The organism is Clavibacter sp. AC415 (assembly GCF_979252985.1).
In genome coordinates this window covers 287,195-307,743 of record NZ_CEEDAR010000016.1, presented here as the reverse complement: position 1 = coordinate 307,743, position 20,549 = coordinate 287,195, and the positions used below count along the sequence as shown (strand labels likewise).

At 72.0% G+C, this 20,549-nt stretch carries 22 protein-coding genes and 2 pseudogenes; 23 read left to right on the top strand and 1 reads right to left on the bottom strand.

Translation table 11 applies throughout. The features are described 5' to 3' along the window. Window positions 1–7 precede the first annotated feature (7 nt). From rpsE to map, 6 genes and pseudogenes are all read left to right on the top strand, one after another. Complete coding sequence (rpsE, locus tag ACZ411_RS08975; protein ID WP_464170110.1) at window positions 8–673, top strand: 30S ribosomal protein S5; 666 nt, start codon at window positions 8–10, stop codon at window positions 671–673. After that, window positions 673–855: a 50S ribosomal protein L30 gene (rpmD, locus tag ACZ411_RS08970; RefSeq protein ID WP_012039289.1), complete on the top strand. Its 183-nt coding sequence runs from the start codon at window positions 673–675 to the stop codon at window positions 853–855. Before rpsE ends, rpmD begins: the two co-directional genes overlap by 1 nt. Further along, window positions 855–1,432, top strand: a pseudogene (rplO, locus tag ACZ411_RS08965) (50S ribosomal protein L15). The gene rpmD and the pseudogene rplO overlap by 1 nt, the downstream one beginning before the upstream one ends. 124 nt (window positions 1,433–1,556) lie before the next feature. Continuing rightward, on the top strand, window positions 1,557–2,879 hold the full coding sequence (gene secY / locus ACZ411_RS08960) for a preprotein translocase subunit SecY (protein WP_094116581.1): 1,323 nt from the start codon (window positions 1,557–1,559) through the stop codon (window positions 2,877–2,879). Then, a complete protein-coding gene (locus tag ACZ411_RS08955) occupies window positions 2,876–3,478 on the top strand; it encodes an adenylate kinase (RefSeq protein ID WP_094116580.1) in 603 nt (200 codons plus the stop codon). The genes secY and ACZ411_RS08955 overlap by 4 nt, the downstream gene beginning before the upstream one ends. A gap of 3 nt (window positions 3,479–3,481) precedes the next feature. After that, the gene (map, locus tag ACZ411_RS08950; protein WP_464170021.1) at window positions 3,482–4,318 is read left to right on the top strand and encodes a type I methionyl aminopeptidase; all 837 of its coding nucleotides are present in this window, start codon (window positions 3,482–3,484) and stop codon (window positions 4,316–4,318) included. Between the two features lie 25 nt (window positions 4,319–4,343). Here the strand turns inward: map and ACZ411_RS08945 are convergent, their stop codons facing one another. Beyond that, window positions 4,344–6,410: a BglG family transcription antiterminator gene (locus ACZ411_RS08945; protein WP_464170019.1), complete on the bottom strand. Its 2,067-nt coding sequence runs from the start codon at window positions 6,408–6,410 to the stop codon at window positions 4,344–4,346. Between the two features lie 206 nt (window positions 6,411–6,616). Between ACZ411_RS08945 and ACZ411_RS08940 the strand changes: the two genes are divergently transcribed. The 17 genes and pseudogenes from ACZ411_RS08940 (at window position 6,617) to glmM (ending at window position 20,533) form a co-directional block, all read left to right on the top strand. Continuing rightward, window positions 6,617–6,997, top strand: a complete 381-nt coding sequence (locus ACZ411_RS08940; RefSeq protein WP_464170017.1) for a PTS sugar transporter subunit IIB — start codon at window positions 6,617–6,619, stop codon at window positions 6,995–6,997. A 101-nt stretch (window positions 6,998–7,098) separates the two neighbouring features. Continuing rightward, window positions 7,099–7,365 carry an HPr family phosphocarrier protein gene (locus tag ACZ411_RS08935; protein WP_012039282.1) on the top strand — a complete coding sequence of 89 codons (267 nt, stop codon included), beginning with the start codon at window positions 7,099–7,101 and terminating at the stop codon, window positions 7,363–7,365. Beyond that, window positions 7,362–9,032, top strand: a complete 1,671-nt coding sequence (gene ptsP / locus ACZ411_RS08930; protein ID WP_104289930.1) for a phosphoenolpyruvate--protein phosphotransferase — start codon at window positions 7,362–7,364, stop codon at window positions 9,030–9,032. The genes ACZ411_RS08935 and ptsP overlap by 4 nt, the downstream gene beginning before the upstream one ends. 104 nt (window positions 9,033–9,136) lie before the next feature. Then, complete coding sequence (locus ACZ411_RS08925) at window positions 9,137–10,660, top strand: PTS mannitol transporter subunit IICB (RefSeq protein WP_262404258.1); 1,524 nt, start codon at window positions 9,137–9,139, stop codon at window positions 10,658–10,660. A 117-nt stretch (window positions 10,661–10,777) separates the two neighbouring features. Next, window positions 10,778–11,215, top strand: a complete 438-nt coding sequence (locus ACZ411_RS08920) for a PTS sugar transporter subunit IIA (RefSeq protein WP_464170012.1) — start codon at window positions 10,778–10,780, stop codon at window positions 11,213–11,215. After that, window positions 11,212–12,384 carry a mannitol-1-phosphate 5-dehydrogenase gene (locus ACZ411_RS08915; protein ID WP_464170010.1) on the top strand — a complete coding sequence of 391 codons (1,173 nt, stop codon included), beginning with the start codon at window positions 11,212–11,214 and terminating at the stop codon, window positions 12,382–12,384. The genes ACZ411_RS08920 and ACZ411_RS08915 overlap by 4 nt, the downstream gene beginning before the upstream one ends. A gap of 230 nt (window positions 12,385–12,614) precedes the next feature. Then, window positions 12,615–12,836: a translation initiation factor IF-1 gene (gene infA, locus ACZ411_RS08910; protein WP_012039277.1), complete on the top strand. Its 222-nt coding sequence runs from the start codon at window positions 12,615–12,617 to the stop codon at window positions 12,834–12,836. A gap of 73 nt (window positions 12,837–12,909) precedes the next feature. After that, complete coding sequence (gene rpmJ / locus ACZ411_RS08905) at window positions 12,910–13,023, top strand: 50S ribosomal protein L36 (protein WP_077055107.1); 114 nt, start codon at window positions 12,910–12,912, stop codon at window positions 13,021–13,023. 155 nt (window positions 13,024–13,178) lie between these two features. Continuing rightward, entirely contained in the window at window positions 13,179–13,553 is a 375-nt protein-coding gene (gene rpsM / locus ACZ411_RS08900; RefSeq protein WP_015491172.1) for a 30S ribosomal protein S13, read from the top strand. A 44-nt stretch (window positions 13,554–13,597) separates the two neighbouring features. Next, window positions 13,598–13,996, top strand: coding sequence for a 30S ribosomal protein S11 (gene rpsK, locus ACZ411_RS08895; protein WP_012039274.1), 399 nt, complete (start codon window positions 13,598–13,600; stop codon window positions 13,994–13,996). 161 nt (window positions 13,997–14,157) lie between these two features. Further along, window positions 14,158–15,153, top strand: a complete 996-nt coding sequence (locus ACZ411_RS08890; protein WP_086515376.1) for a DNA-directed RNA polymerase subunit alpha — start codon at window positions 14,158–14,160, stop codon at window positions 15,151–15,153. A 49-nt stretch (window positions 15,154–15,202) separates the two neighbouring features. Then, the gene (gene rplQ, locus ACZ411_RS08885; protein ID WP_464169999.1) at window positions 15,203–15,772 is read left to right on the top strand and encodes a 50S ribosomal protein L17; all 570 of its coding nucleotides are present in this window, start codon (window positions 15,203–15,205) and stop codon (window positions 15,770–15,772) included. 156 nt (window positions 15,773–15,928) lie between these two features. Continuing rightward, window positions 15,929–17,020, top strand: coding sequence for a GNAT family N-acetyltransferase (locus tag ACZ411_RS08880; protein WP_104289935.1), 1,092 nt, complete (start codon window positions 15,929–15,931; stop codon window positions 17,018–17,020). After that, window positions 17,017–18,027, top strand: coding sequence for a tRNA pseudouridine synthase A (locus ACZ411_RS08875; RefSeq protein WP_464169996.1), 1,011 nt, complete (start codon window positions 17,017–17,019; stop codon window positions 18,025–18,027). The genes ACZ411_RS08880 and ACZ411_RS08875 overlap by 4 nt, the downstream gene beginning before the upstream one ends. A gap of 151 nt (window positions 18,028–18,178) precedes the next feature. Continuing rightward, a pseudogene (gene rplM, locus ACZ411_RS08870) lies at window positions 18,179–18,624 on the top strand (50S ribosomal protein L13). Between the two features lie 50 nt (window positions 18,625–18,674). Further along, window positions 18,675–19,160, top strand: a complete 486-nt coding sequence (gene rpsI / locus ACZ411_RS08865) for a 30S ribosomal protein S9 (protein WP_043668864.1) — start codon at window positions 18,675–18,677, stop codon at window positions 19,158–19,160. A gap of 23 nt (window positions 19,161–19,183) precedes the next feature. Then, window positions 19,184–20,533: a phosphoglucosamine mutase gene (gene glmM / locus ACZ411_RS08860; RefSeq protein ID WP_464169991.1), complete on the top strand. Its 1,350-nt coding sequence runs from the start codon at window positions 19,184–19,186 to the stop codon at window positions 20,531–20,533. Window positions 20,534–20,549: the final 16 nt, after the last annotated feature.

Here is a 20,549-nt window from a genome sequence, read left to right as displayed (position 1 = left end):
CGAGGTCGTGGCCGTGGCGGAGACGCCCGTCGAGACCGCGGCGTCCACCGCACCCGCGCAGAACGAGGGCCGTGAGGGCCGTCGTGGCGGGCGTGACCGGAACCAGGGCGGCCGTGACAGCCGCGGTGGCCGTGATGCCGACAAGAGCCAGTTCCTGGAGCGCGTCGTCACCATCAACCGCGTGTCCAAGGTCGTCAAGGGCGGTCGTCGCTTCAGCTTCACCGCGCTCGTGATCGTCGGTGACGGCAACGGATTGGTGGGCGTCGGCTACGGCAAGGCCCGCGAGGTCCCGACCGCCATCTCCAAGGGCGTCGAGGAGGCGAAGAAGAACTTCTTCCGCGTCCCCCGCATCGGCCTGACCATCCCGCACGCCGTGCAGGGTGAGGCCTCCGCCGGAGTCGTCCTCCTGCGTCCCGCGTCCGCGGGTACCGGCGTCATCGCCGGTGGCCCCGTCCGCGCGGTCCTGGAGTGCGCCGGCATCCACGACGTCCTGAGCAAGTCGCTCGGCTCGTCGAACACGATCAACATCGTGCACGCCACCGTGGAGGCGCTCGAGCAGCTCGAGGAGCCGCGCGCCGTCGCCGCCCGTCGTGGGCTCGAGCTCGAGCAGGTCGTCCCGGCCCGCATCCTCCGCGCCCAGCGTGCCGAGGCCGACGCGAAGGCAGGTGTCTGATGGCTCAGCTCCGAGTGACGCAGATCAAGTCCAAGATCAGCGAGAAGCAGAACCAGCGCGACACCCTGCGGAGCCTCGGGCTCCGTCGCATCGGTGCCGTGGTGGTCCGAGAGGACAACGCCCAGAACCGCGGCTACGTCAACACCGTCGCGCACCTGGTGAAGGTGGAGGAGATCGACTGATGGCTGAGAAGAACGAGTCGGCCGAGGCGGCGCCCGTGAAGGCGCCCAAGGCCGCACCCAAGAAGACCGCGAAGGCCCCCGCCGCCGCGGCCGCATCCGCCGAGACGACCACGGTCGCCGCGACGGAGACGGTCAAGCGCGAGCAGGTCCTCAAGGTCCACCACCTCCGTCCCGCCGCCGGGGCCAAGAAGGCACGCCAGCGTGTCGGCCGCGGTGAGGGCTCGAAGGGCAAGACCGCGGGTCGTGGCACCAAGGGCACGAAGGCCCGCTACACGGTCCGCGTCGGCTTCGAGGGTGGGCAGATGCCGCTGCACATGCGCACCCCGAAGCTCCGCGGGTTCGAGACCCGTTCCGCGTCGAGTACCAGGTCGTGAACCTGGAGAAGCTCGCCGTGCTCTACCCCGACGGCGGCGACGTCACCACGAGCGACCTGGTCGCCAAGGGTGCCGTGCGCAAGAACGAGAAGGTCAAGGTCCTCGGGGACGGCGACATCTCGGTTAAGCTGACGGTTGCTGTCGACAAGGTCTCCGGCTCCGCTGCGGAGAAGATCGTCGCAGCAGGCGGCTCCGTCAAGTAGCACTGCAGGACGCAACGGAGGGGCGGTCGGGAAACCGGCCGCCCCTCCGAGCACCTGGGGCCGCATCGGGTCGGCCCGACCCCCGCCTCGCGGCGGACCTCCCACAGAAAGCAGGACACCCTCCGTGTTGAGCGCCGTCGTCAGGATCTTCCGCACCCCCGATCTGCGTCGCAAGATCGGCTTCACGCTGGGCATCATCGCCCTCTTCCGCCTGGGATCCTTCATCCCGGCGCCGTTCGTCGACTTCGCCAACGTGCAGTCGTGCCTCGCGGCGAACCAGGGCACCTCGGGCCTCTACGAGCTCGTCAACCTCTTCAGCGGCGGTGCGCTGCTGAAGCTCTCCATCTTCGCGCTGGGCATCATGCCGTACATCACGGCGTCGATCATCGTCCAGCTGCTCCGCGTGGTCATCCCGCACTTCGACACCCTCTACAAGGAGGGCCAGTCCGGCCAGGCCAAGCTCACGCAGTACACGCGCTACCTCACGATCGCCCTCGCGGTCCTCCAGTCCACGACGCTCATCACCGTCGCGCGGAGCGGCGCCCTGTTCGGGCAGACCAACGTCAGCGCCTGCACGCAGCTCGTGACGAACGACGCCTGGTACGCCATCATGCTGATGGTCATCACCATGACCGCCGGCACCGGCCTCATCATGTGGATGGGCGAGCTCATCACCGAGCGCGGCATCGGCAACGGCATGTCGCTCCTCATCTTCACCTCGGTCGCCGCCGCCTTCCCGACCTCGCTCCTCGCCATCCAGCAGAGCCGCGGCTGGGAGGTCTTCCTCCTGGTGATCGCCGTCGGGCTGCTCGTCGTGGCCGCGGTCGTCTACGTCGAGCAGTCGCAGCGCCGCGTCCCGGTCCAGTACGCCAAGCGCATGGTCGGCCGCCGCACCTACGGCGGCAACAACACCTACATCCCCATCAAGGTCAACATGGCCGGCGTCGTGCCCGTCATCTTCGCCTCGTCGCTGCTGTACCTCCCCGCGCTGGTGGCGCAGTTCAACCAGCCCGCCGTCGGCGAGGCGCCGGCGCCGTGGGTGCAGTGGATCACCGACAACCTCACCACGGGCGACCACCCGCTCTACATGGCGATGTACTTCCTGCTCATCGTCGGCTTCACGTACTTCTACGTCGCCATCACCTTCAACCCGGAGGAGGTCGCGGACAACATGAAGAAGTACGGCGGCTTCATCCCCGGCATCCGCGCGGGCCGCCCCACCGCCGAGTACCTCGACTACGTGCTCACGCGCATCACGCTCCCGGGCTCGTTGTACCTCGGCCTCATCGCGCTCCTGCCGCTCATCGCCCTGTCGCTCGTCGGCGCCAACCAGAACTTCCCGTTCGGCGGCGCGAGCATCCTGATCGTCGTCGGCGTCGGCCTCGAGACGGTGAAGCAGATCGACTCGCAGCTGCAGCAGCGCCACTACGAGGGGCTGCTCAAGTGACCCGCCTCCTGATCGTCGGCCCTCCCGGTGCGGGCAAGGGCACGCAGGCGACGCGCATCTCGGACGAGTTCGGCATCCCGGACGTGTCCACCGGCGACATCTTCCGCCAGAACATCAAGGACCGGACCGAGCTCGGTCAGCAGGTCCAGGCTCTGGTGGACGCGGGCGACTACGTGCCCGACGAGCTCACCAACCGCCTCATCACGGCCAGGCTCCAGGAGGACGACGCCCAGGCGGGCTTCCTGCTCGACGGCTACCCCCGCACGCTCGACCAGGTCGCGTACCTGGAGGAGCTGCTGCAGGGCTGGGGCCAGGAGCTCGACGCCGTCATCCAGCTCGTCGCCGACGAGGAGGAGGTCGTGGCCCGCCTCACCCGGCGCGCGGCCGAGCAGGGCCGCGCCGACGACGGCGAGGACGAGATCCGGCACCGCCAGGAGGTCTACGTCCGTGAGACGAGCCCCCTCATCGCGGTGTACCGCGATCGCGGCCTGCTCCTCGAGGTCGACGGCCTCGGCGAGGTCGACGAGGTCGCCCAGCGCGTCCGTGAGGCCCTCGCCGGTCGCGGCGTCCGTCCCGTCTCCGACGCCGGCCGCGCGTAGGCCGTGGGCGCGCTCCGCCGGACCCCCGGGATCTACAAGACGCCGGACGAGATCCGCCGCATGGTGGCACCCGGGCTCGCGACCGCCGCGTCCATCGACGCCGTCCGCGGGCTCATCGCCCCGGGCGTGACCACGGGCGAGCTGGATGCGGCGGCGGACGCCGCCATCCGCGCCCTCGGCGGGCACTCCAACTTCCAGCTGGTCCCGGGCTACCGGCACACCGTCTGCGTGTCCGTGAACGACGAGGTCGTCCACGGGATCCCCGGCGACCGCGTGCTGCAGCCGGGCGACATCGTGTCGGTCGACAGCGGCGCGGAGATCGACGGGTGGAACGGCGACTCGGCGATGACGGTCGTCGTGCCGGATCCCGCCCGCCCGGACGTGGTGGAGGCCCGGGAGCGCCTGTCCCGCGTCACGGAGGACTCCCTGTGGGCCGGCATCGCCCGGCTCGCGACCGCGTCCCACCTCAACGAGGTGGGGGAGGCGGTCGAGGAGAGCGTCGAGGCCGCCGGAGCGTTCGGTATCGTCATGGACTACACCGGGCACGGCATCGGCCGGAGCATGCACGAGGACCCGCCGGTGTTCAACTACCGCGTGCGCGGCAGGGGCCCCGCCGTGAAGCCCGGACTGGTCGTCGCGATCGAGCCGATGATCACCGACGGCGAGGCGGAGACGCGCGTGCTCGACGACGACTGGACCGTCGCCACCGTCGACGGCAGCATGGCGTCGCACTGGGAGCACTCGGTCGCGGTGCACGCGCGCGGCATCTGGGTGCTCACGCTCGCGGACGGCGGGGCGTCGCGTCTCGTGCCGCTCGGCGTCACCCCCGTCGCGCCCTGAGCGCGCAGGGCGGGCCGACGCCGGCCTAGGTGTCCATGACGTGCACGAGCTCCTCGATGAAGGAGCCGTGCGAACCCGACGCCCGCATGATCGACTGCACGTCGCGGTGGTCGGAGAAGACCTCCACGAACTGGTCGAACACGTGCTGGAAGCTCGTGCGGCCGCTCGCGCTGAACGCCACCAGCGCGACGACGTGCACCCGGTTGCCGCCCCACTGCATGGCCTCGTCGTTCACCACGATGGCGATCGCGGTGCGGTGCGCGGTCATGGCGAGCGAGTGCGGCACCGCGAGCGTGTCCGTGAACGCGGTCGACGAAAGCCGCTCGCGCTCGATGGCGCCCTCGATGTACTCGGGCTCGATGATGCCCTGCTCGACCATGCGCTGACCGAGGAGCCGGATCATCGACTCCTCGTCCGGGGCGTGCAGGTCGCGGAAGAACAGCGACTCGTCGAGGAACCGCAGCAGGTCGTGCTTCATGGCGCTCCGACGCGCGTGCCGGCGCACGCGGGCGACGGCCCGGCGGATCGCCTCGATGTCGTCCGGCGTCGGCAGGGGCTGGACCACCACGACGTTGTCGGCGGGCGGGCGGGCCCCGGTGGCGTCGATCACGAGCTGCACGCCCAGGGCGTCGGCGTCCACGTCCGTGCGCGTGACCACGGCGTCGACGCTGATGTCGGCCCCGAGCGCCTGCTCGATGCGCTGCCGCATGATCTGGTGCAGGTCGTAGTAGTTGGGGCACACGAGCGCGCACGCGACCCGGTCGTCGCGCCGGGCGACGCGCTCCCGGTGCGAGCCCACGTGCAGGGCGATGTACGCGATCTCGTCGTCGTTGATGGCGATGCCGCGGCGGCGCTGCACCTCGCTCGCGATGAAGACGGCGATCTCGTACGTCATGGGGTACGACGTCTTGATCGACCGTGCCAGCGGGTTCCGTGAGAAGGAGCGGTCGGCGGCGCGGGCCACGAGGTTGCCGAGGTGCAGGGAGAAGCGGACGGTGAAGTCCTCGTCCTCGAGGTCGACCAGGTACTCCTGCTTGACGCGGCGCACGATCGCGCGCACCACGTCGAGGTCGCTCTCGACCACGTGCTCGCGCATCACGGTGGCGAGGGACTGCTCGTTGCCGGGCGTGACGACGCGGGTGCGGACGAGGAGCGCGAGGTAGGCGACATCGCCCACAGGCACCGGCACGTCGAAGTGCGCGGCGAGCAGGCGGGCGAGCACCGTGCGGATCGCGAGCGCGGTGCGGTCCTCGGACGGGCCCTCCGGATCCGCGTTGCCGGGGTCGGTGTCGTCCGCGGCATCGTGCGCGTCGCCCGCGGCATAGTGCGCGTCGCCCGCTTCGAGGGCGGCGGCATCGGCGCGCGACGCTGCCCGGGTGTCGTCCGCCCGCTCGTCGGCGGTCGCGTCCGCCTCGATTCCCTCCCGCCGCGGCGACCGCGTCAGGCGGTCGACCGCGATGGCGACGTGCAGCAGCACGTTGTCGACCCCGTACTCGTTGACGAAGAAGCCGCCCTCGGTGAGCTCGCGGATGAGGTCCGTCTTGAACGCGCGCAGCGAGTCCGACGCGAACTCGCGCTGCACCGACTCCAGCGGCAGGAAGCCCTGCGCGCTCTCGTCCCGGAACATCCGCGACAGGAGGCGACGGAAGTCGCGCTCGGACCCCTCGAGGACGGCGGTGGACCCGGTGCGGCGGAGCGCGAGGCCGGCGTCCTCGACGAGCGCGCGCACCTTGCGGAGGTCCGCCTCGACCGTGGACTCGCTCACGTGCAGCTCGCCGGCGAGCGCGAAGACGTCGAGCCCGTCGGGCGCGTCGCCGAGCCGGCGGACGAGCGCGTGCAGCCGGTCGCGCGGCGTGCCCTGCGGGTCGGCGCTCGGGCGGGCACCGAGGTGGCGGGCGTAGCTCGCGGCATCGATGCGGTAGCCGTCGGGGGAGGAGGCGATCGCGACGGAGGAGCGCTCCCGGACGGCGGTGACGTAGTTGCGGACGCTTCGCGTCGTGACCCCGAGGCGGTCCGCGAGCTCGCCGGCCTCGACCCAGCGGTCGGCGGTGGACAGGTAGTCCAGCAGCCTCTCGTGGTTCTCGCTCAGCATGTCGTCTCCCTCGGGGGCGGGACGCGATGCGGCCCGAGGGCCGGTGCGCGTCCGTCCCCCTGAGTCAACCATCCGCACCCGCCGCCCATGCCGTCCGCCGCGGGCCCGGAGGCGGTCTTCCTACCCCGCGGAAACGATCCTGCTGGTCGGGTACCGTGCCGCCGGAGCACCATGGGACGACCAGCGACGACGCGAGGAGGCACAGCATGACCGGGAGGATCCTCGTCGTCTGCGGCTCCGGCGCATCCAGCACCTTCCTCGCCCAGCGCCTGCGCACCCTCGCGGAGGCCGACGGGCTCGAGATCGAGGCGGTCGCCGGATCCCTCGCGCAGGTCCGGATCGATGCCGCGGGCATGGACGTCGTCCTCCTCGGCGCCCACCTCGCCGACCGCCTCGAGGCAGTGCGCGCCGCCGCGGCCGACGAGGGCGCGACCGCCGTCCTCCTCGATGCGGACGCCTCACGTCCGGAGGGGGCCCGCGCGGCCCTCGACCGGGCGCTCGCCGCGATGCGGACGGGGGCGCGCTCGCTGCGCCGGCCCTCCGGCGTCCACGGCCGACCCGCCGGAGGATCGCTCCCGGCCCCCTGACCCCCGGCGCCCGCGCCGACCCCGCACGACCGCACCACCGCACCACCGCACGACGACCGCCCACCAGGGCCCCGACGACGGGGCCGACCGAAGGAGCCACCATGGCAGAACGCACCGTCACCATCGCCTCGTCGCACGGGCTGCACGCCCGCCCCGCCTCGCTGTTCACGCAGGCGGCCGCGAAGGCCGGTATCCCCGTGCAGCTCGCCAAGGGCGACCGCAGCGTCAACGCCGCGAGCATCCTCGGCGTCATCTCCCTCGGCGTCGACACGGGCGACGAGGTCGTCGTCTCGGCCGAGGGCGAGAACGCGGAGCAGGTCGTCACCGACCTCGCCACGCTCCTCGAGTCCGACCTGGACGCGGCATGAGCTCCCGCACCCTGCAGGGGATCGGCATCGGCCGGGGGTCCGCCGTCGGACCGGTCATCCGGATGCCCGACCCGCTCCCCGAGCCCGCCGACACCGCGAGCGCCCTCACCCCCGACGAGGAGCGGATCCGCGTGAGCGCGTCGCTCGCCGCCGTCGCCGCCGACATCCGCATCCGCGGGGAGAAGGCCGGCGGCGCCGCCAAGGACGTGCTCGAGGCGCAGGCCTTCATGGCGGAGGACCCGACGCTCGTCGACGACGTCACCGCGCGCCTCGCGAACGGCCGCACCGCCGAGCGCGCCGTGCACGAGGCCTTCGCGGGCTTCCGCGACCTGCTCCTCAGCATGGGCGGCTACATGGGGGAGCGCGCCACCGACCTCGACGACGTCTCGCAGCGCGTCGTCGCGCACCTGCAGGGCGTCGCCGCACCGGGTGTGCCGGATCCCGACCACGCGTTCGTGCTGGTGGCCCGCGACCTCGCGCCCGCCGACACCGCGCTCCTCGACCTCGACAAGGTCCTCGCGCTCATCACGACCGACGGCGGACCGACCTCGCACACGGCGATCCTCGCCCGCGAGAAGGCCATCGTCGCGGTCGTCGGCGTGGCCGCCGCCGCGGACCTCGCCGACGGGGAGACCGTCGTGGTCGACGCGCTCACGGGCGCCGTCACCGTCGACCCCACGGCGGAGGAGGAGTCCGCGGCGCGCGACGCCATCGCGGCCCGTCGCGCGCAGGTCGCCGTGCCCACCGGCCCGGGCGCACTCTCCGACGGCACCGCGGTCCCGCTGCTGGCGAACCTCGGCTCCGCCGACGGCGCGGCCGACGCGGTCGAGAAGGGCGCCGAGGGCGTCGGCCTCTTCCGCACCGAGTTCCTCTTCCTCGACGCTACGAGCGCGCCGACCGTCGAGGAGCAGGAGGCGCACTACACCCGGCTGCTCGAGGCGTTCCCGGGGCAGAAGGTCGTCGTGCGCGCCCTCGACGCCGGTGCCGACAAGCCCCTCAGCTTCCTCAACGACGCGGCCGAGGAGAACCCGGCGCTCGGCCTCCGCGGCCTCCGCGCGCTCCGCGCCAACGAGCAGATCCTCCGCGACCAGCTCACGGCGCTCGCCCGGGCCGACGCCGCCACCGAGGCGGACCTGTGGGTCATGGCTCCCATGGTCTCCACGGTGGAGGAGGCGCGGTACTTCAGCGCCCTCGGCCGGGAGCTCGGCCTCCGGACCGTCGGCGTGATGGTGGAGGTCCCGTCCTCCGCGCTCCTCGCCGACCGGATCCTCGGCGTGGCCGACTTCGCGAGCATCGGCACCAACGACCTCACGCAGTACACGCTCGCGGCCGACCGGCTGCTGGGATCCGTGGCCGCGTTCCAGGACCCGTGGCACCCCGCCGTCCTCCGCCTCGTGCAGGAGGTCGGCGCCGCGGGGCGCGCGCTCGGCAAGCCGGTGGGCATCTGCGGCGAGGCGGCGGCCGATCCGCTGCTCGCCGTCGTGCTCGTCGGCCTCGGCGCCACCAGCCTCTCGATGTCGCCGGCGGCGCTCGCCGACGTGCGCGCCGAGCTCGCCCTCCACACGCGCGGGGAGGCGGAGGCGCTCGCCGCCGTCGCCCTCGCCGCCGACAGCGCCGTCGAGGCGCGCGCCGCGGTCACCGCGGCGTCGGCGCCCGCCCCCGTCTGACCCGCACCACCGACCCCCTCCACCGCACCACGAGCGATCACCCCCATCCGCAGCACGGCGGGCCGCAGCAGGCCCGCCACCACCACGACAGGAGCACCACCCCCATGACGACGACGTCACCCACCCGCAGCACGGGACGCTCCGTGCGCACCGGCGTGCAGAAGTTCGGCACGTTCCTCAGCGGCATGATCATGCCCAACATCGCGGCGTTCATCGCCTGGGGCCTGCTCACGGCCCTGTTCATCCCGGACGGCTACCTGCCGAACGCGGACATCGCCCAGCTCATCGCTCCGGTCCTGTACTTCCTCCTCCCGCTCCTCATCGCGAACACCGGCGGCCGCATGGTCTACGACGCGCGCGGCGGCGTGGTGGCGACCATCGCCACGATGGGCGTCATCGTCGGCACGGTCGGCGAGCCGTACTTCGACGGCGGCAGCCCGATGTTCCTCGGCGCCATGATCACGGGCCCGCTCGCGGCGTACCTGCTGAAGGTCATCGAGCGCCTGTGGATCGACAGGATCCGCCCCGGCTTCGAGATGCTCGTCAACAACTTCTCCGCGGGGATCCTGGGCGCGGTCTTCGCGATCGGCGCGTACTACCTGCTCACGCCGGTGATCCGCGGCATCACGTCGGTCCTCGGCGGCGGCGTCGGCTTCCTCGTCGACAACGGCCTCCTGCCCCTCACGAGCATCGTGATCGAGCCCGCCAAGGTCCTCTTCCTCAACAACGCCATCAACCAGGGCATCCTCACGCCGCTCGGCACCACCGAGGCGCTGGAGAACGGCAAGAGCGTCCTGTTCCTGCTCGAGGCGAACCCCGGCCCCGGCTTCGGCGTGCTCCTCGCCTTCGCGATCTTCGGCGCGGGCGCGGCGCGCTCCACCGCCCCCGGCGCGATCCTCATCCAGTTCGTCGGCGGCATCCACGAGATCTACTTCCCGTACGTGCTCTCCAAGCCCCTGCTGTTCCTCGCGGTCATCGCGGGTGGCGCCTCGGGCGTGGCGACCAACGTCGCGTTCGGCTCCGGCCTCCGCGGCCCGGCCTCGCCCGGCAGCATCCTCGCCGTGCTCGGCCAGACCGAGCGCAACAGCTTCCCCGGCGTGATCCTCTCCGTGCTGATCTCGGCCGCCGTCACCTTCGTCGTCGCCGCGGTCATCCTCCGCACCGGCAAGAAGGGCTCCGGCGACTTCGGCGCCGCGGTCGCCGCGACGCAGGCCAACAAGGGCAAGGAGTCGAGCATCCTCACGGGCCTCGGCGCCGAGACGGGCACCGCGGGCACGGTCGGCGGCCTCGCCGACGGCGCGGCCGCGACGGACGGCGGCACGGCCACGGCCACCCGCATCCAGGACATCGTGTTCGCCTGCGACGCCGGCATGGGCTCCTCCGCCATGGGCGCATCGGTCCTCCGCAACAAGATGAAGAAGGCCGGCGTCACCGACGTCACGGTCGTCAACAAGGCCATCGCCGCCCTCGACGGCACGGCCGACCTCGTGATCACGCAGCGCGAGCTCACCGACCGCGCCCGCCAGAAGAGCCCGTCCTCGGAGCACGTCTCCGTCGACAACTTCATGAACTCGCCGCGCTACGACGAGATCGTGGAGCTGGTCCAGAAGCAGCGCTCGGACAGCTGATCCCGCTCCGCCCCACGGCGGACCCGCACCACCGCACGCGCGAGGCCTCCGGGGCCCGGTCGACACCGACCGGGCCCCGGTAGCCTCGCACCAGCCACGCACCAAGTCAGGAGCATCATGTCGAACGTCCTCGAACCCGCCCAGATCCGCGTCGGCGGCACCGCGTCCAGCGTGGAGGAGGCCATCGCCGAGGCGGCGGGCATCCTCGTCGCCGCGGGTGCCGTCACCCCCGAGTACCAGGGGTTCATGCTCGAGCGCGAGAAGAGCGTCTCGACGTACATGGGCAACCTCCTGGCCATCCCGCACGGCACCAACGAGGGCAAGGACACGATCCTCGACTCCGCGCTGTCGTTCGTGCGCTACGACGCCCCGATCGACTGGGCGGGCAACGAGGTCCGCTTCGTCGTCGGCATCGCCGGCAAGGACAACGGCCACCTCGAGATCCTCAGCAAGATCGCGATCATCTTCAGCGACGACGACGAGGTGCGGAAGCTCCTCGACGCCCCCACCGCGGAGGAGCTGTACGCGCTCCTGGCCGAGGTGAACGAGGCGTGAAGGCCGTCCACTTCGGCGCCGGCAACATCGGCCGGGGCTTCGTCGGGCTGATCCTGCACGAGGCCGGCTACGAGGTCGTGTTCGCCGACGTCAACGCCGAGCTCATCGGGCACCTGGCCTCCGCCGACTCGTACCGGGTCACCGAGGTCGGGCCGCACGCCCGCGACTGGACGGTCACCGGCTTCCGGGCGATCGACAGCGCGGTCGACGGCGAGGCCCTCATCGCGGAGATCGCGACGGCCGACGTCGTGACCACCGCGGTGGGCCCGGCGATCCTCCGCTTCGTCGCCCCCGCCATCGCCTCGGGCCTCCGGGCGCGCTCCGCCGACCTCGCCCCCGTCGCCGTCATGGCGTGCGAGAACGCGATCAACGCCACGGACACCCTCCGCGACGAGATCCGGACGGCGCTCGGCGACGACGCCGCCGCGCTCGACCGCGCGGTGTTCGCCAACACGGCCGTCGACCGCATCGTCCCGAACCAGGATCCTGCCGCCGGCCTCGACGTCACCGTCGAGGACTTCTCCGAGTGGGTGGTGGAGCGCGGCCCGTTCGGCGACGCCGTGCCCGAGATCGCCGGCGCCACGTTCGTCGACGACCTCGCCCCCTACATCGAGCGGAAGCTCTTCACGGTCAACACCGGCCACGCCACGGTCGCCTACCACGGGTACGCCCGCGGCGCCGTGAGCCAGTCGGACGCCATGGCGATCCCCGAGGTGGCCGAGGAGGTGCGGCAGGTGCTCGAGGAGACGAGCGCGCTGCTCGTGGCCAAGCACGGGCTCGACGAGGCCGAGCAGGCCGCCTACCGGGAGAAGAACCTCGCCCGCTTCGCGAACGCCGCGCTCGCGGACACGGTCGAGCGCGTCGGCCGCCAGCCGCTGCGGAAGCTCTCCCGCGAGGAGCGCTTCGTGGGACCCGCGTCGCAGCTCGCCGAGCGCGGGCTCCCGCACGACGCGCTCGTGCGCGCCATGGGGCAGGCGCTCCGCTTCGATCCCGCGGCGGACCCGCAGGCGCTCGAGCTGCAGGAGCTCCTGGCGACGGACACCGCGGCCGACCTCGTCCGCCGCGTCACGGGGCTCGACGACGGGCACCCGCTGACCGCCGACCTCGTCGCCGTCGTCGACGCGGTCCAGGCCGACCGGCGCCGCGCGCCGCGCCACCGCGCGGAGTAGCGGTGCCGGACGGGCCGGGCGGGCGACCGTCCGGCCCGTCCGCGCGTTGCGCTAGCGCAGGATCCGCGGATCCGGCCGCGACACGCGGGGAGAATTGCGACACGCCCGGGGATGCCGTACTCTCGACCCTTGGTGCTCGGCCGCCGTCCCGGCGTGCCGCCCGCACCTGCGCCTCACCATGATGCGCATCCGCACGAACAGCAGACACCACCTCTAGCGACAGTGAGTATATGGCCAAGAAAGACGGCGTCATCGAGATCGAAGGCGGAGTTGTCGAAGCTCTGCCGAACGCGATGTTCCGCGTTGAGCTGAGCAACGGGCACAAGGTCCTCGCCCACATCTCGGGCAAGATGCGTCAGCACTACATCCGCATCCTCCCCGAGGACCGCGTGATCGTGGAGCTGAGCCCGTACGACCTCACCCGCGGCCGGATCGTCTACCGCTACAAGTAGGCCTGCTGCACAAGGAACGGCCCCGCATCCGCGGCGGCACGAGGCCAGCGAGAACCGAAAGCAAGGAAGCATCATGAAGGTCAACCCCAGCGTCAAGAGGATCTGCGAGAAGTGCAAGGTCATCCGACGCAACGGACGCGTGATGGTCATCTGCGAGAACCCGCGCCACAAGCAGCGCCAGGGCTAGTCAGCACCACCGCACGGCACCACCCGCACCACCCCACGTAGAACGACAGCAGCGCCGGAAGCCGGGACCCGCGAGGGTCCGGGGGACACCATCGGTCGGAGGCCGATGCACAGGCTCTGCTGCAGACCTCCACATCATCACCAGGAGAAGCCTCAATGGCACGTCTAGCAGGCGTCGACCTCCCGCGCGACAAGCGCGTCGAGATCGCACTCACGTACATCTACGGCGTCGGCCGCACCTCGAGCGTCAAGACCCTCGAGGACACCGGCATCGACAAGAACATCCGCGTCAAGGACCTGAGCGACGACCAGCTCATCGCCCTGCGCGACTACATCGACGGGAACTTCAAGGTGGAGGGCGACCTCCGCCGCGAGGTGGCCGCCGACATCCGCCGCAAGGTCGAGATCGGCAGCTACGAGGGCATCCGCCACCGCCGCGGCCTCCCTGTCCACGGGCAGCGCACGAAGACCAACGCTCGCACCCGCAAGGGCCCGAAGCGCACCGTAGCCGGCAAGAAGAAGGCGCGCTAGGCCTCCGGCCCGCGCCTCGCCACCCGTAGACACAGGAGAATTCCATGGCAGCACCCAAGTCGGCCGTTCGCAAGCCGCGCCGCAAGGACAAGAAGAACATCGCCGTGGGCCAGGCCCACATCAAGAGCACCTTCAACAACACCATCGTCTCGATCACGGACCCCACCGGCGCCGTCATCAGCTGGGCGTCCTCGGGCGTCGTCGGCTACAACGGCTCGCGCAAGTCCACGCCGTTCGCCGCGCAGCTCGCCGCCGAGTCGGCCGCCCGCCAGGCGCAGGAGCACGGCATGAAGAAGGTCGACGTGTTCGTCAAGGGACCCGGCTCCGGCCGCGAGACCGCGATCCGCTCGCTCCAGGCCGCCGGCCTCGAGGTGGGATCGATCAACGACGTCACCCCGCAGGCGCACAACGGCTGCCGCCCGCCCAAGCGCCGCCGCGTCTAGCTCGCGCTGATCGGCCGCTGCCGTCCCGCTCCGTCAGGAGGGGACGGCGTCGGCCGATCCGCCGTGTGTCCGTTCGACCAATCCACCACCCGCCCGGACCGCCATCCGGGGGGCATCGCAGGTGTCATATAGCGGACGCCTCGCCGAAAGGAAACAACACAGTGCTCATTGCGCAGCGCCCCACCCTCACCGAGGAGCAGATCTCGGAGTTCCGCTCGCGGTTCGTCATCGAGCCGCTCGAGCCCGGCTTCGGCTACACGCTCGGCAACTCGCTCCGCCGCACCCTCCTCTCGTCCATCCCCGGCGCGGCCGTCACCAGCATCCGGATCGACGGCGTGCTGCACGAGTTCAGCACCGTCCCCGGCGTGAAGGAGGACGTGACCGAGATCATCCTCAACATCAAGGGCCTCGTCGTCTCGAGCGAGCACGACGAGCCGATCACCGCGTACCTGCGCAAGCAGGGTGCGGGCCAGGTCACGGCCGCCGACATCTCCGCTCCGGCGGGCGTCGAGATCCACAACCCCGAGCTCGTCATCGCCACGCTCAACGAGAAGGCGAAGTTCGAGCTCGAGCTGACGATCGAGCGCGGCCGCGGCTACGTCTCGGCGACCCAGAACCGCAGCGAGTTCAGCGAGGCCGGCCAGATCCCGGTCGACTCGATCTACTCGCCCGTGCTCAAGGTCACCTACCGCGTCGAGGCCACCCGTGCCGGCGAGCGCACCGACTTCGACCGCCTCGTGGTCGATGTCGAGACCAAGTCGGCCATCACGCCGCGCGACGCCATCGCGTCGGCCGGTCGCACGCTCACCGAGCTGTTCGGCCTGGCGCGCGAGCTCAACTCGGCCGCAGAGGGCATCGAGATCGGCCCCGCGCCGGTCGACGCCGTCCTCAGCTCCGAGCTGTCGATGCCCATCGAGGACCTCGACCTCTCGGTGCGGTCGTACAACTGCCTCAAGCGCGAGGGCATCAACAACGTCAGCGAGCTCGTCGCCCTCTCGGAGACGCAGCTCATGAACATCCGCAACTTCGGTCAGAAGTCGGTGGATGAGGTCAAGGACAAGCTGGTCGAGCTGGGTCTGTCGCTGAAGGACGCCGTCCCCGGCTTCGACGGCGCGCACTACTACAGCTACGACGAGGACGAGACCACCACCAACTGACCCGTCCGGCCTCGGCCCGACTTCTTTCGACCACTACGGAGACAAGACCATGCCCAAGCCCACCAAGGGTCCCCGCCTCGGAGGCGGACCGGCGCACGAGCGCCTCATGCTCGCGAACCTGGCACAGAGCCTGTTCGAGCACAAGTCCATCAAGACGACCGAGACGAAGGCCAAGCGCCTGCGTCCCGTGGCCGAGCGCCTCGTGACGTTCGCCAAGCGCGGCGACCTGCACGCCCGCCGCCGCGTCATGGGGATCATCCCCTCGAAGAGCGTCGTCCACGAGCTCTTCACGGAGATCGCGCCGCTCGTCGCCGAGCGCGAGGGCGGCTACACCCGCATCACCAAGCTCGGCTTCCGCAAGGGCGACAACGCCCCCATGGTGCAGATCGAGCTCGTGCTCGAGCCCGTGACCCCGAAGGTCCGCTCCTCGCGCACCGCGACCACGACGGCTCCGGCCGCTGCGGCCCCGGTCGCCGAGGCGGAGACCGAGGAGTCCGCCGCCGAGGTGCCCGTCGAGGAGACCGACGCCGTCGAGCACACCGACGCCACGCCCGCGGAGACGACCGACGAGGCCGCCGCCGAGGTCGAGGCCGACGCCGCGGAGAAGTCCGACAAGTAGGACCGCCCGTCGCACCACCCCGAGAGCCCCCGCCGCCCTGCGCGATGGGGGCTCTCGTGCGCCCGGGGCCGGGAGGCGCTGTGCGGGCGGTGCCCCTGCCGCGCAGGTGCGCCGCCGCCCGGGAGGGGTCGAGGCGGGCCCCGGTAGCCTGGGGCCATGACCGACCGCACCGCGACCACGCCGGACGACCTCCCCTCCACCGCGCCGATCCCGCTCCCCGAGGGGCCGGAGGGGATCACCTGGCGGGCGACGACGCCCGACGACGTCGACGCGCTGGTCGAGCTCGACGGCCTCATCGCGGACGCCGACCACCCGGACCATCGCGCCTCCCGCGAGGAGGTGGCGATGTCGTTGGGCTTCTCCTACGTCGACCTCGCGCGGGACGCCGTCGTGGCCGTCGACGCGGACGGGCGCCTGGCCGCCGAGGGCTCCGCCATCGTCAAGCCGGACGACGAGAGCGTCGTCCGCGCGCACCTCCCCGGCGGCGTCCGCCCCGACCTCCGACGCCGCGGCATCGGCGCGCGCCTGCTCGACTGGCAGGTGGCGCGGGCCACCCAGGCCCTGCAGGTCGCGCAGCCGGCGGACCACGTGGAGGGTCCCGTCCCCACGCGCATGGGCGTCGAGTTCCCGGACGACCTGGCCGGGGCGACCGCGCTCGTGGCGTCCCGCGGGTTCACGCCCAGCCGCTACTTCATCGAGATGCACCGCGACCTCGCCACCGAGCTGCCCGAGGTGCCGGCGCCCGAGGGCCTCCGGCTCATCCCCGTCTCGCGGGAGTGGTGGGAGCGCACGCGGCTCGCCAAGAACGACGTCTTCCGCGACCACTGGGGCTCCGAGCCGGTGAGCGCCGAGCGCTGGGACGCCTTCCTGTCCCTGCCGACCGCGCGCGACGACCTCTCCGTCATCGCTGTCACGGGCGACGGCGCGGACGCGCAGGTGGCCGGCTTCGCGATGACCGAGGTCTCGCCCGACAACTGGGAGGCCGCGGGCTACTCGTCCGCCTACCTCGCGCTCGTCGGCGTCCGCCGCGAGTTCCGCGGCCGCCGCCTCGCCCAGGCGCTGCTGTCCGCGGCGCTCGCGGCGTTCCGGGCGGAGGGGCTCGACCGGGCGGTCCTCGACGTCGACTCCGACAGCCCCACGGGCGCGCTCGACCTGTACGAGCACCTGGGGTTCACCGCGTCGAGCCGCACCGTGGTGCAGGAGCGCGAGGTCGGCATGACGCCTCCCCGGGGATCCGCCGCACGATGACCGACGATGCGGCCGCGGCGGGCCGCCCGGCGGTCACCCGCCTGCGCCTCGACGTCGCCTACGACGGCACCGGATTCGCCGGCTGGGCCAAGCAGCCGGGCCTCCGGACCGTGCAGGGCACGCTCGAGGACGCGCTCGCGCAGCTCCTCGTCCGCACGCCGCCCGCGCCGACGCTGGTCGTCGCCGGACGGACGGACGCGGGGGTGCACGCCACCGGGCAGGTCGTCCACGTCGACCTGACGGATGCGCAGATCGCGGCGCTCGACCGTCCGCCGCGCGGCCGCGCCGCCGCCGAGGCGGGGGAGCCGCTGCCGCACGTCCCGTCCGCCGACCGCGCGGCCTCCGCGCTGGCCCGTCGCCTGGGCGGCGTGCTCGGGACCCGGTCCGACGTGGTGGTGCTCTCCGGGGTGCGCGCGCCGGACGGCTTCGATGCGCGCTTCTCCGCGACGTGGCGGGCCTACCGGTACCGGATCTCCGACGCCACGGGCCCGCGCGACCCGCTGCAGCGGCACCGCACGGTCGAGGTGCCCGCGGCCCTCGACGAGGCGCTGCTGCAGCACGCCGCTGACGCGCTCCTCGGCCTCCACGACTTCGCCGCCTACTGCAAGCCGCGGGCGGGGGCGTCCACGATCCGCACGCTGCAGGAGATGACGTGGTCGCGGGCCACCGACGGCGCGCTCGAGGCGGTCGTGCGCGCGGACGCGTTCTGCCACAGCATGGTCAGGGCCCTCGTGGGCGCCTGCGTCGCGGCCGCGGGCGGCCGCGTCGGCATCCCGCGGCTGCGCGAGCTGCTGGACATGCGGGAGCGGACGAGCGAGTTCACCGTCATGCCGGCGCGCGGCCTCGTGCTCGAGCGGGTGGGATACCCCGCCGACGCCGACCTCGCGGCGCGGAACGAGGTGACCCGCGCCCGGCGGTCGGACCACGAGGTGGATCCCGCCGCGGAGGGCGCGCAGGCGGCCGCGCGGGTGCTCGCCCGTGGCGCCGACACGCCCGGGATTGCCTGACGGCCCCGGATCGCGTACTCTGAACCGGTTGTCTGCACGCCTGCGTGCGGCGACGTACAAGGTTGAGCCCTCCACCGGATGCGTTCTCGTCAGAACGCCCACGGAGCGGGATCCACGACCATCTCACCTCGAAAAGAAGGCAGTCAGATCAATGACGCGCACCTATTCCCCAAGGCCAGTGAGGTCCAGCACGACTGGGTCGTCATCGACGCCACGGACATCGTCCTCGGCCGTCTCGCCAGCCACGCCGCCGCGCTCCTGCGCGGCAAGCACAAGGCCACGTTCGCCCCCCACATGGACATGGGCGACTTCGTGATCATCGTCAACGCCGAGAAGGTGGCGCTCACGGGCCAGAAGCTCGAGAAGAAGCTGGCCTACCGCCACTCCGGCTACCCGGGCGGCCTCACGGCCACCACCTACGTCGAGATGCTCGAGAAGCACCCCACGCGCGCGGTCGAGAAGGCCATCCGCGGCATGCTGCCGAAGAACTCGCTGGGTGCGGCGCAGCTGAAGAAGCTCAAGGTCTACGCGGGCCCCGAGCACCCCCACGCTGCTCAGCAGCCCACCCCGTACACCCTCGGCCAGGTCGCTCAGTAGCTCCGGCTGCCGACAGCGACGACCAAAGACCTCAGAAGGAATCGAACCCAGTGGCTCAGATCTCAGACTCCCTCGACGTGGCTCCCGAGAGCTTCTCGACCGAGACCCCGAACGAGGAGGCCCCCAAGGCCCCCCGCGCGGTCCTCAACGTGTCCGGCGGCGCCGTCGGACGACGCAAGCAGGCCATCGCCCGCGTGCGCCTCGTCCCCGGCTCCGGCAGCATCACGGTCAACGGCCGTGAGTTCGCGGACTACTTCCCCAACAAGCTGCACCAGCAGCTCGTGAACGACCCGTTCAAGGTGCTCGACCTCCTCGGCAGCTACGACGTCGTCGCGCGCATCTCCGGCGGCGGCCCCTCCGGCCAGGCCGGCGCCCTGCGCCTCGGCATCGCCCGCGCCCTCAACGAGATCGACGAGGAGAACAACCGCGCCACGCTGAAGAAGAACGGCTTCCTCAGCCGCGACGCGCGCGTCAAGGAGCGCAAGAAGGCCGGACTCAAGAAGGCCCGCAAGGCGCCCCAGTTCTCGAAGCGCTAAGGCGCTCGGGCACACCGGCAGCCATGCCCCGGCTCTTCGGCACGGACGGCGTCCGCGGTCTCGCCAACGGCGAGGTCATCACCGCGGACCTCGCCCTGCGCCTGGCCCAGGCCGCCGCGCACGTGCTCGGCCAGGACGCACGGGACTCCGGGCAACGACCCACCGCGGTCGTCGCCCGGGACCCCCGCGTCTCCGGCGAGTTCATCGCGGCGGCCGTGGCCGCCGGCCTCGCGAGCTCCGGCGTCGACGTGTTCGACGCCGGGGTCATCCCGACGCCGGCCACGGCCTACCTCATCGCGGACATCGACGCCGACTTCGGCGTCATGATCTCCGCGTCGCACAACCCCGCTCCCGACAACGGGATCAAGATCTTCGCCGCCGGCGGACGGAAGCTCGCCGACGAGCTCGAGGACCGCATCGAGGCGCAGCTGAGCCAGCCCGTCCTGCTCCCCACGGGAGCCGACGTCGGCCGCATCCGCCGCTTCGCGGACGCCGAGGACCGCTACGTCCTCCACCTGCTCGGCACGCTGCAGCACCGGCTCGACGGCATCCACGTGGTCCTCGACTGCGCCCACGGCGCGGCGGCGGGCATCAGCCCGGAGGTCCTCACCGACGCCGGCGCGCGCGTCACCGTCATCGGCAACGACCCCGACGGCATGAACATCAACGACGGCGTCGGCTCCACCCATCTCGACCTCCTCGCCGAGGCCGTCCTCGCGCACGGCGCCGACGTGGGCATCGCGCACGACGGCGACGCCGACCGGTGCCTCGCGGTCGACCACACGGGCGCCCTCATCGACGGCGACCAGATCATGGCGGTCCTCGCGCTCTCCATGGCCCGCCGCGGCCTGCTGGCGGAGCGCACGCTCGTGGCGACCGTCATGAGCAACCTCGGCCTCCGCATCGCGATGGCCGAGAACGACATCACCGTGCTGCAGACGCGCGTGGGCGACCGCTACGTGCTCGAGGCCATGAACGAGGGCGGCTACTCCCTCGGCGGCGAGCAGTCCGGTCACCTCATCATCGCGGAGCACGCCACCACCGGCGACGGGATCCTCACGGGCATCCAGATCCTCGGCGAGATGGCCGCCACCGGCCGGAGCCTGCGCGAGCTCGCATCGGTCATGACCGTCTACCCGCAGGTGATGATCAACGTCCGCGGCGTCGACCGCGAGCGCGTGGGGGACGACGCGGAGCTGAACGCCGCGGTCGCGCGCGCGGAGGCCGAGCTCGGCGACACGGGACGCATCCTCATGCGCGCCTCGGGCACCGAGCCGATGATCCGGGTCATGGTCGAGGCCGCCGACCAGGCGACCGCCGAGCGCCACGCCGGCGAGCTGGCCGCCCTCGTCACCGAGCGCCTCGCGATCTAGCCCGGCGCCGGGCTCG

Excerpts from the sequence above, each read along its gene's own strand:
- ACZ411_RS08920 (WP_464170012.1), top strand. The coding sequence starts at position 10,778 with ATGTCGAACGTCCTCGAACCCGCCCAGATCCGCGTCGGCGGCACCGCG.
- ACZ411_RS08945 (WP_464170019.1), bottom strand. The coding sequence starts at position 6,410 with ATGCTGAGCGAGAACCACGAGAGGCTGCTGGACTACCTGTCCACCGCC.
- glmM (WP_464169991.1), top strand. The coding sequence starts at position 19,184 with ATGCCCCGGCTCTTCGGCACGGACGGCGTCCGCGGTCTCGCCAACGGC.
- ACZ411_RS08925 (WP_262404258.1), top strand. The coding sequence starts at position 9,137 with ATGACGACGACGTCACCCACCCGCAGCACGGGACGCTCCGTGCGCACC.
- rpsK (WP_012039274.1), top strand. The coding sequence starts at position 13,598 with ATGGCAGCACCCAAGTCGGCCGTTCGCAAGCCGCGCCGCAAGGACAAG.
- infA (WP_012039277.1), top strand. The coding sequence starts at position 12,615 with ATGGCCAAGAAAGACGGCGTCATCGAGATCGAAGGCGGAGTTGTCGAA.
- rpsM (WP_015491172.1), top strand. The coding sequence starts at position 13,179 with ATGGCACGTCTAGCAGGCGTCGACCTCCCGCGCGACAAGCGCGTCGAG.
- rpmD (WP_012039289.1), top strand. The coding sequence starts at position 673 with ATGGCTCAGCTCCGAGTGACGCAGATCAAGTCCAAGATCAGCGAGAAG.
- ACZ411_RS08935 (WP_012039282.1), top strand. The coding sequence starts at position 7,099 with ATGGCAGAACGCACCGTCACCATCGCCTCGTCGCACGGGCTGCACGCC.
- ACZ411_RS08940 (WP_464170017.1), top strand. The coding sequence starts at position 6,617 with ATGACCGGGAGGATCCTCGTCGTCTGCGGCTCCGGCGCATCCAGCACC.
- ptsP (WP_104289930.1), top strand. The coding sequence starts at position 7,362 with ATGAGCTCCCGCACCCTGCAGGGGATCGGCATCGGCCGGGGGTCCGCC.
- rplQ (WP_464169999.1), top strand. The coding sequence starts at position 15,203 with ATGCCCAAGCCCACCAAGGGTCCCCGCCTCGGAGGCGGACCGGCGCAC.
- ACZ411_RS08875 (WP_464169996.1), top strand. The coding sequence starts at position 17,017 with ATGACCGACGATGCGGCCGCGGCGGGCCGCCCGGCGGTCACCCGCCTG.
- ACZ411_RS08880 (WP_104289935.1), top strand. The coding sequence starts at position 15,929 with ATGACCGACCGCACCGCGACCACGCCGGACGACCTCCCCTCCACCGCG.
- rpmJ (WP_077055107.1), top strand. The coding sequence starts at position 12,910 with ATGAAGGTCAACCCCAGCGTCAAGAGGATCTGCGAGAAGTGCAAGGTC.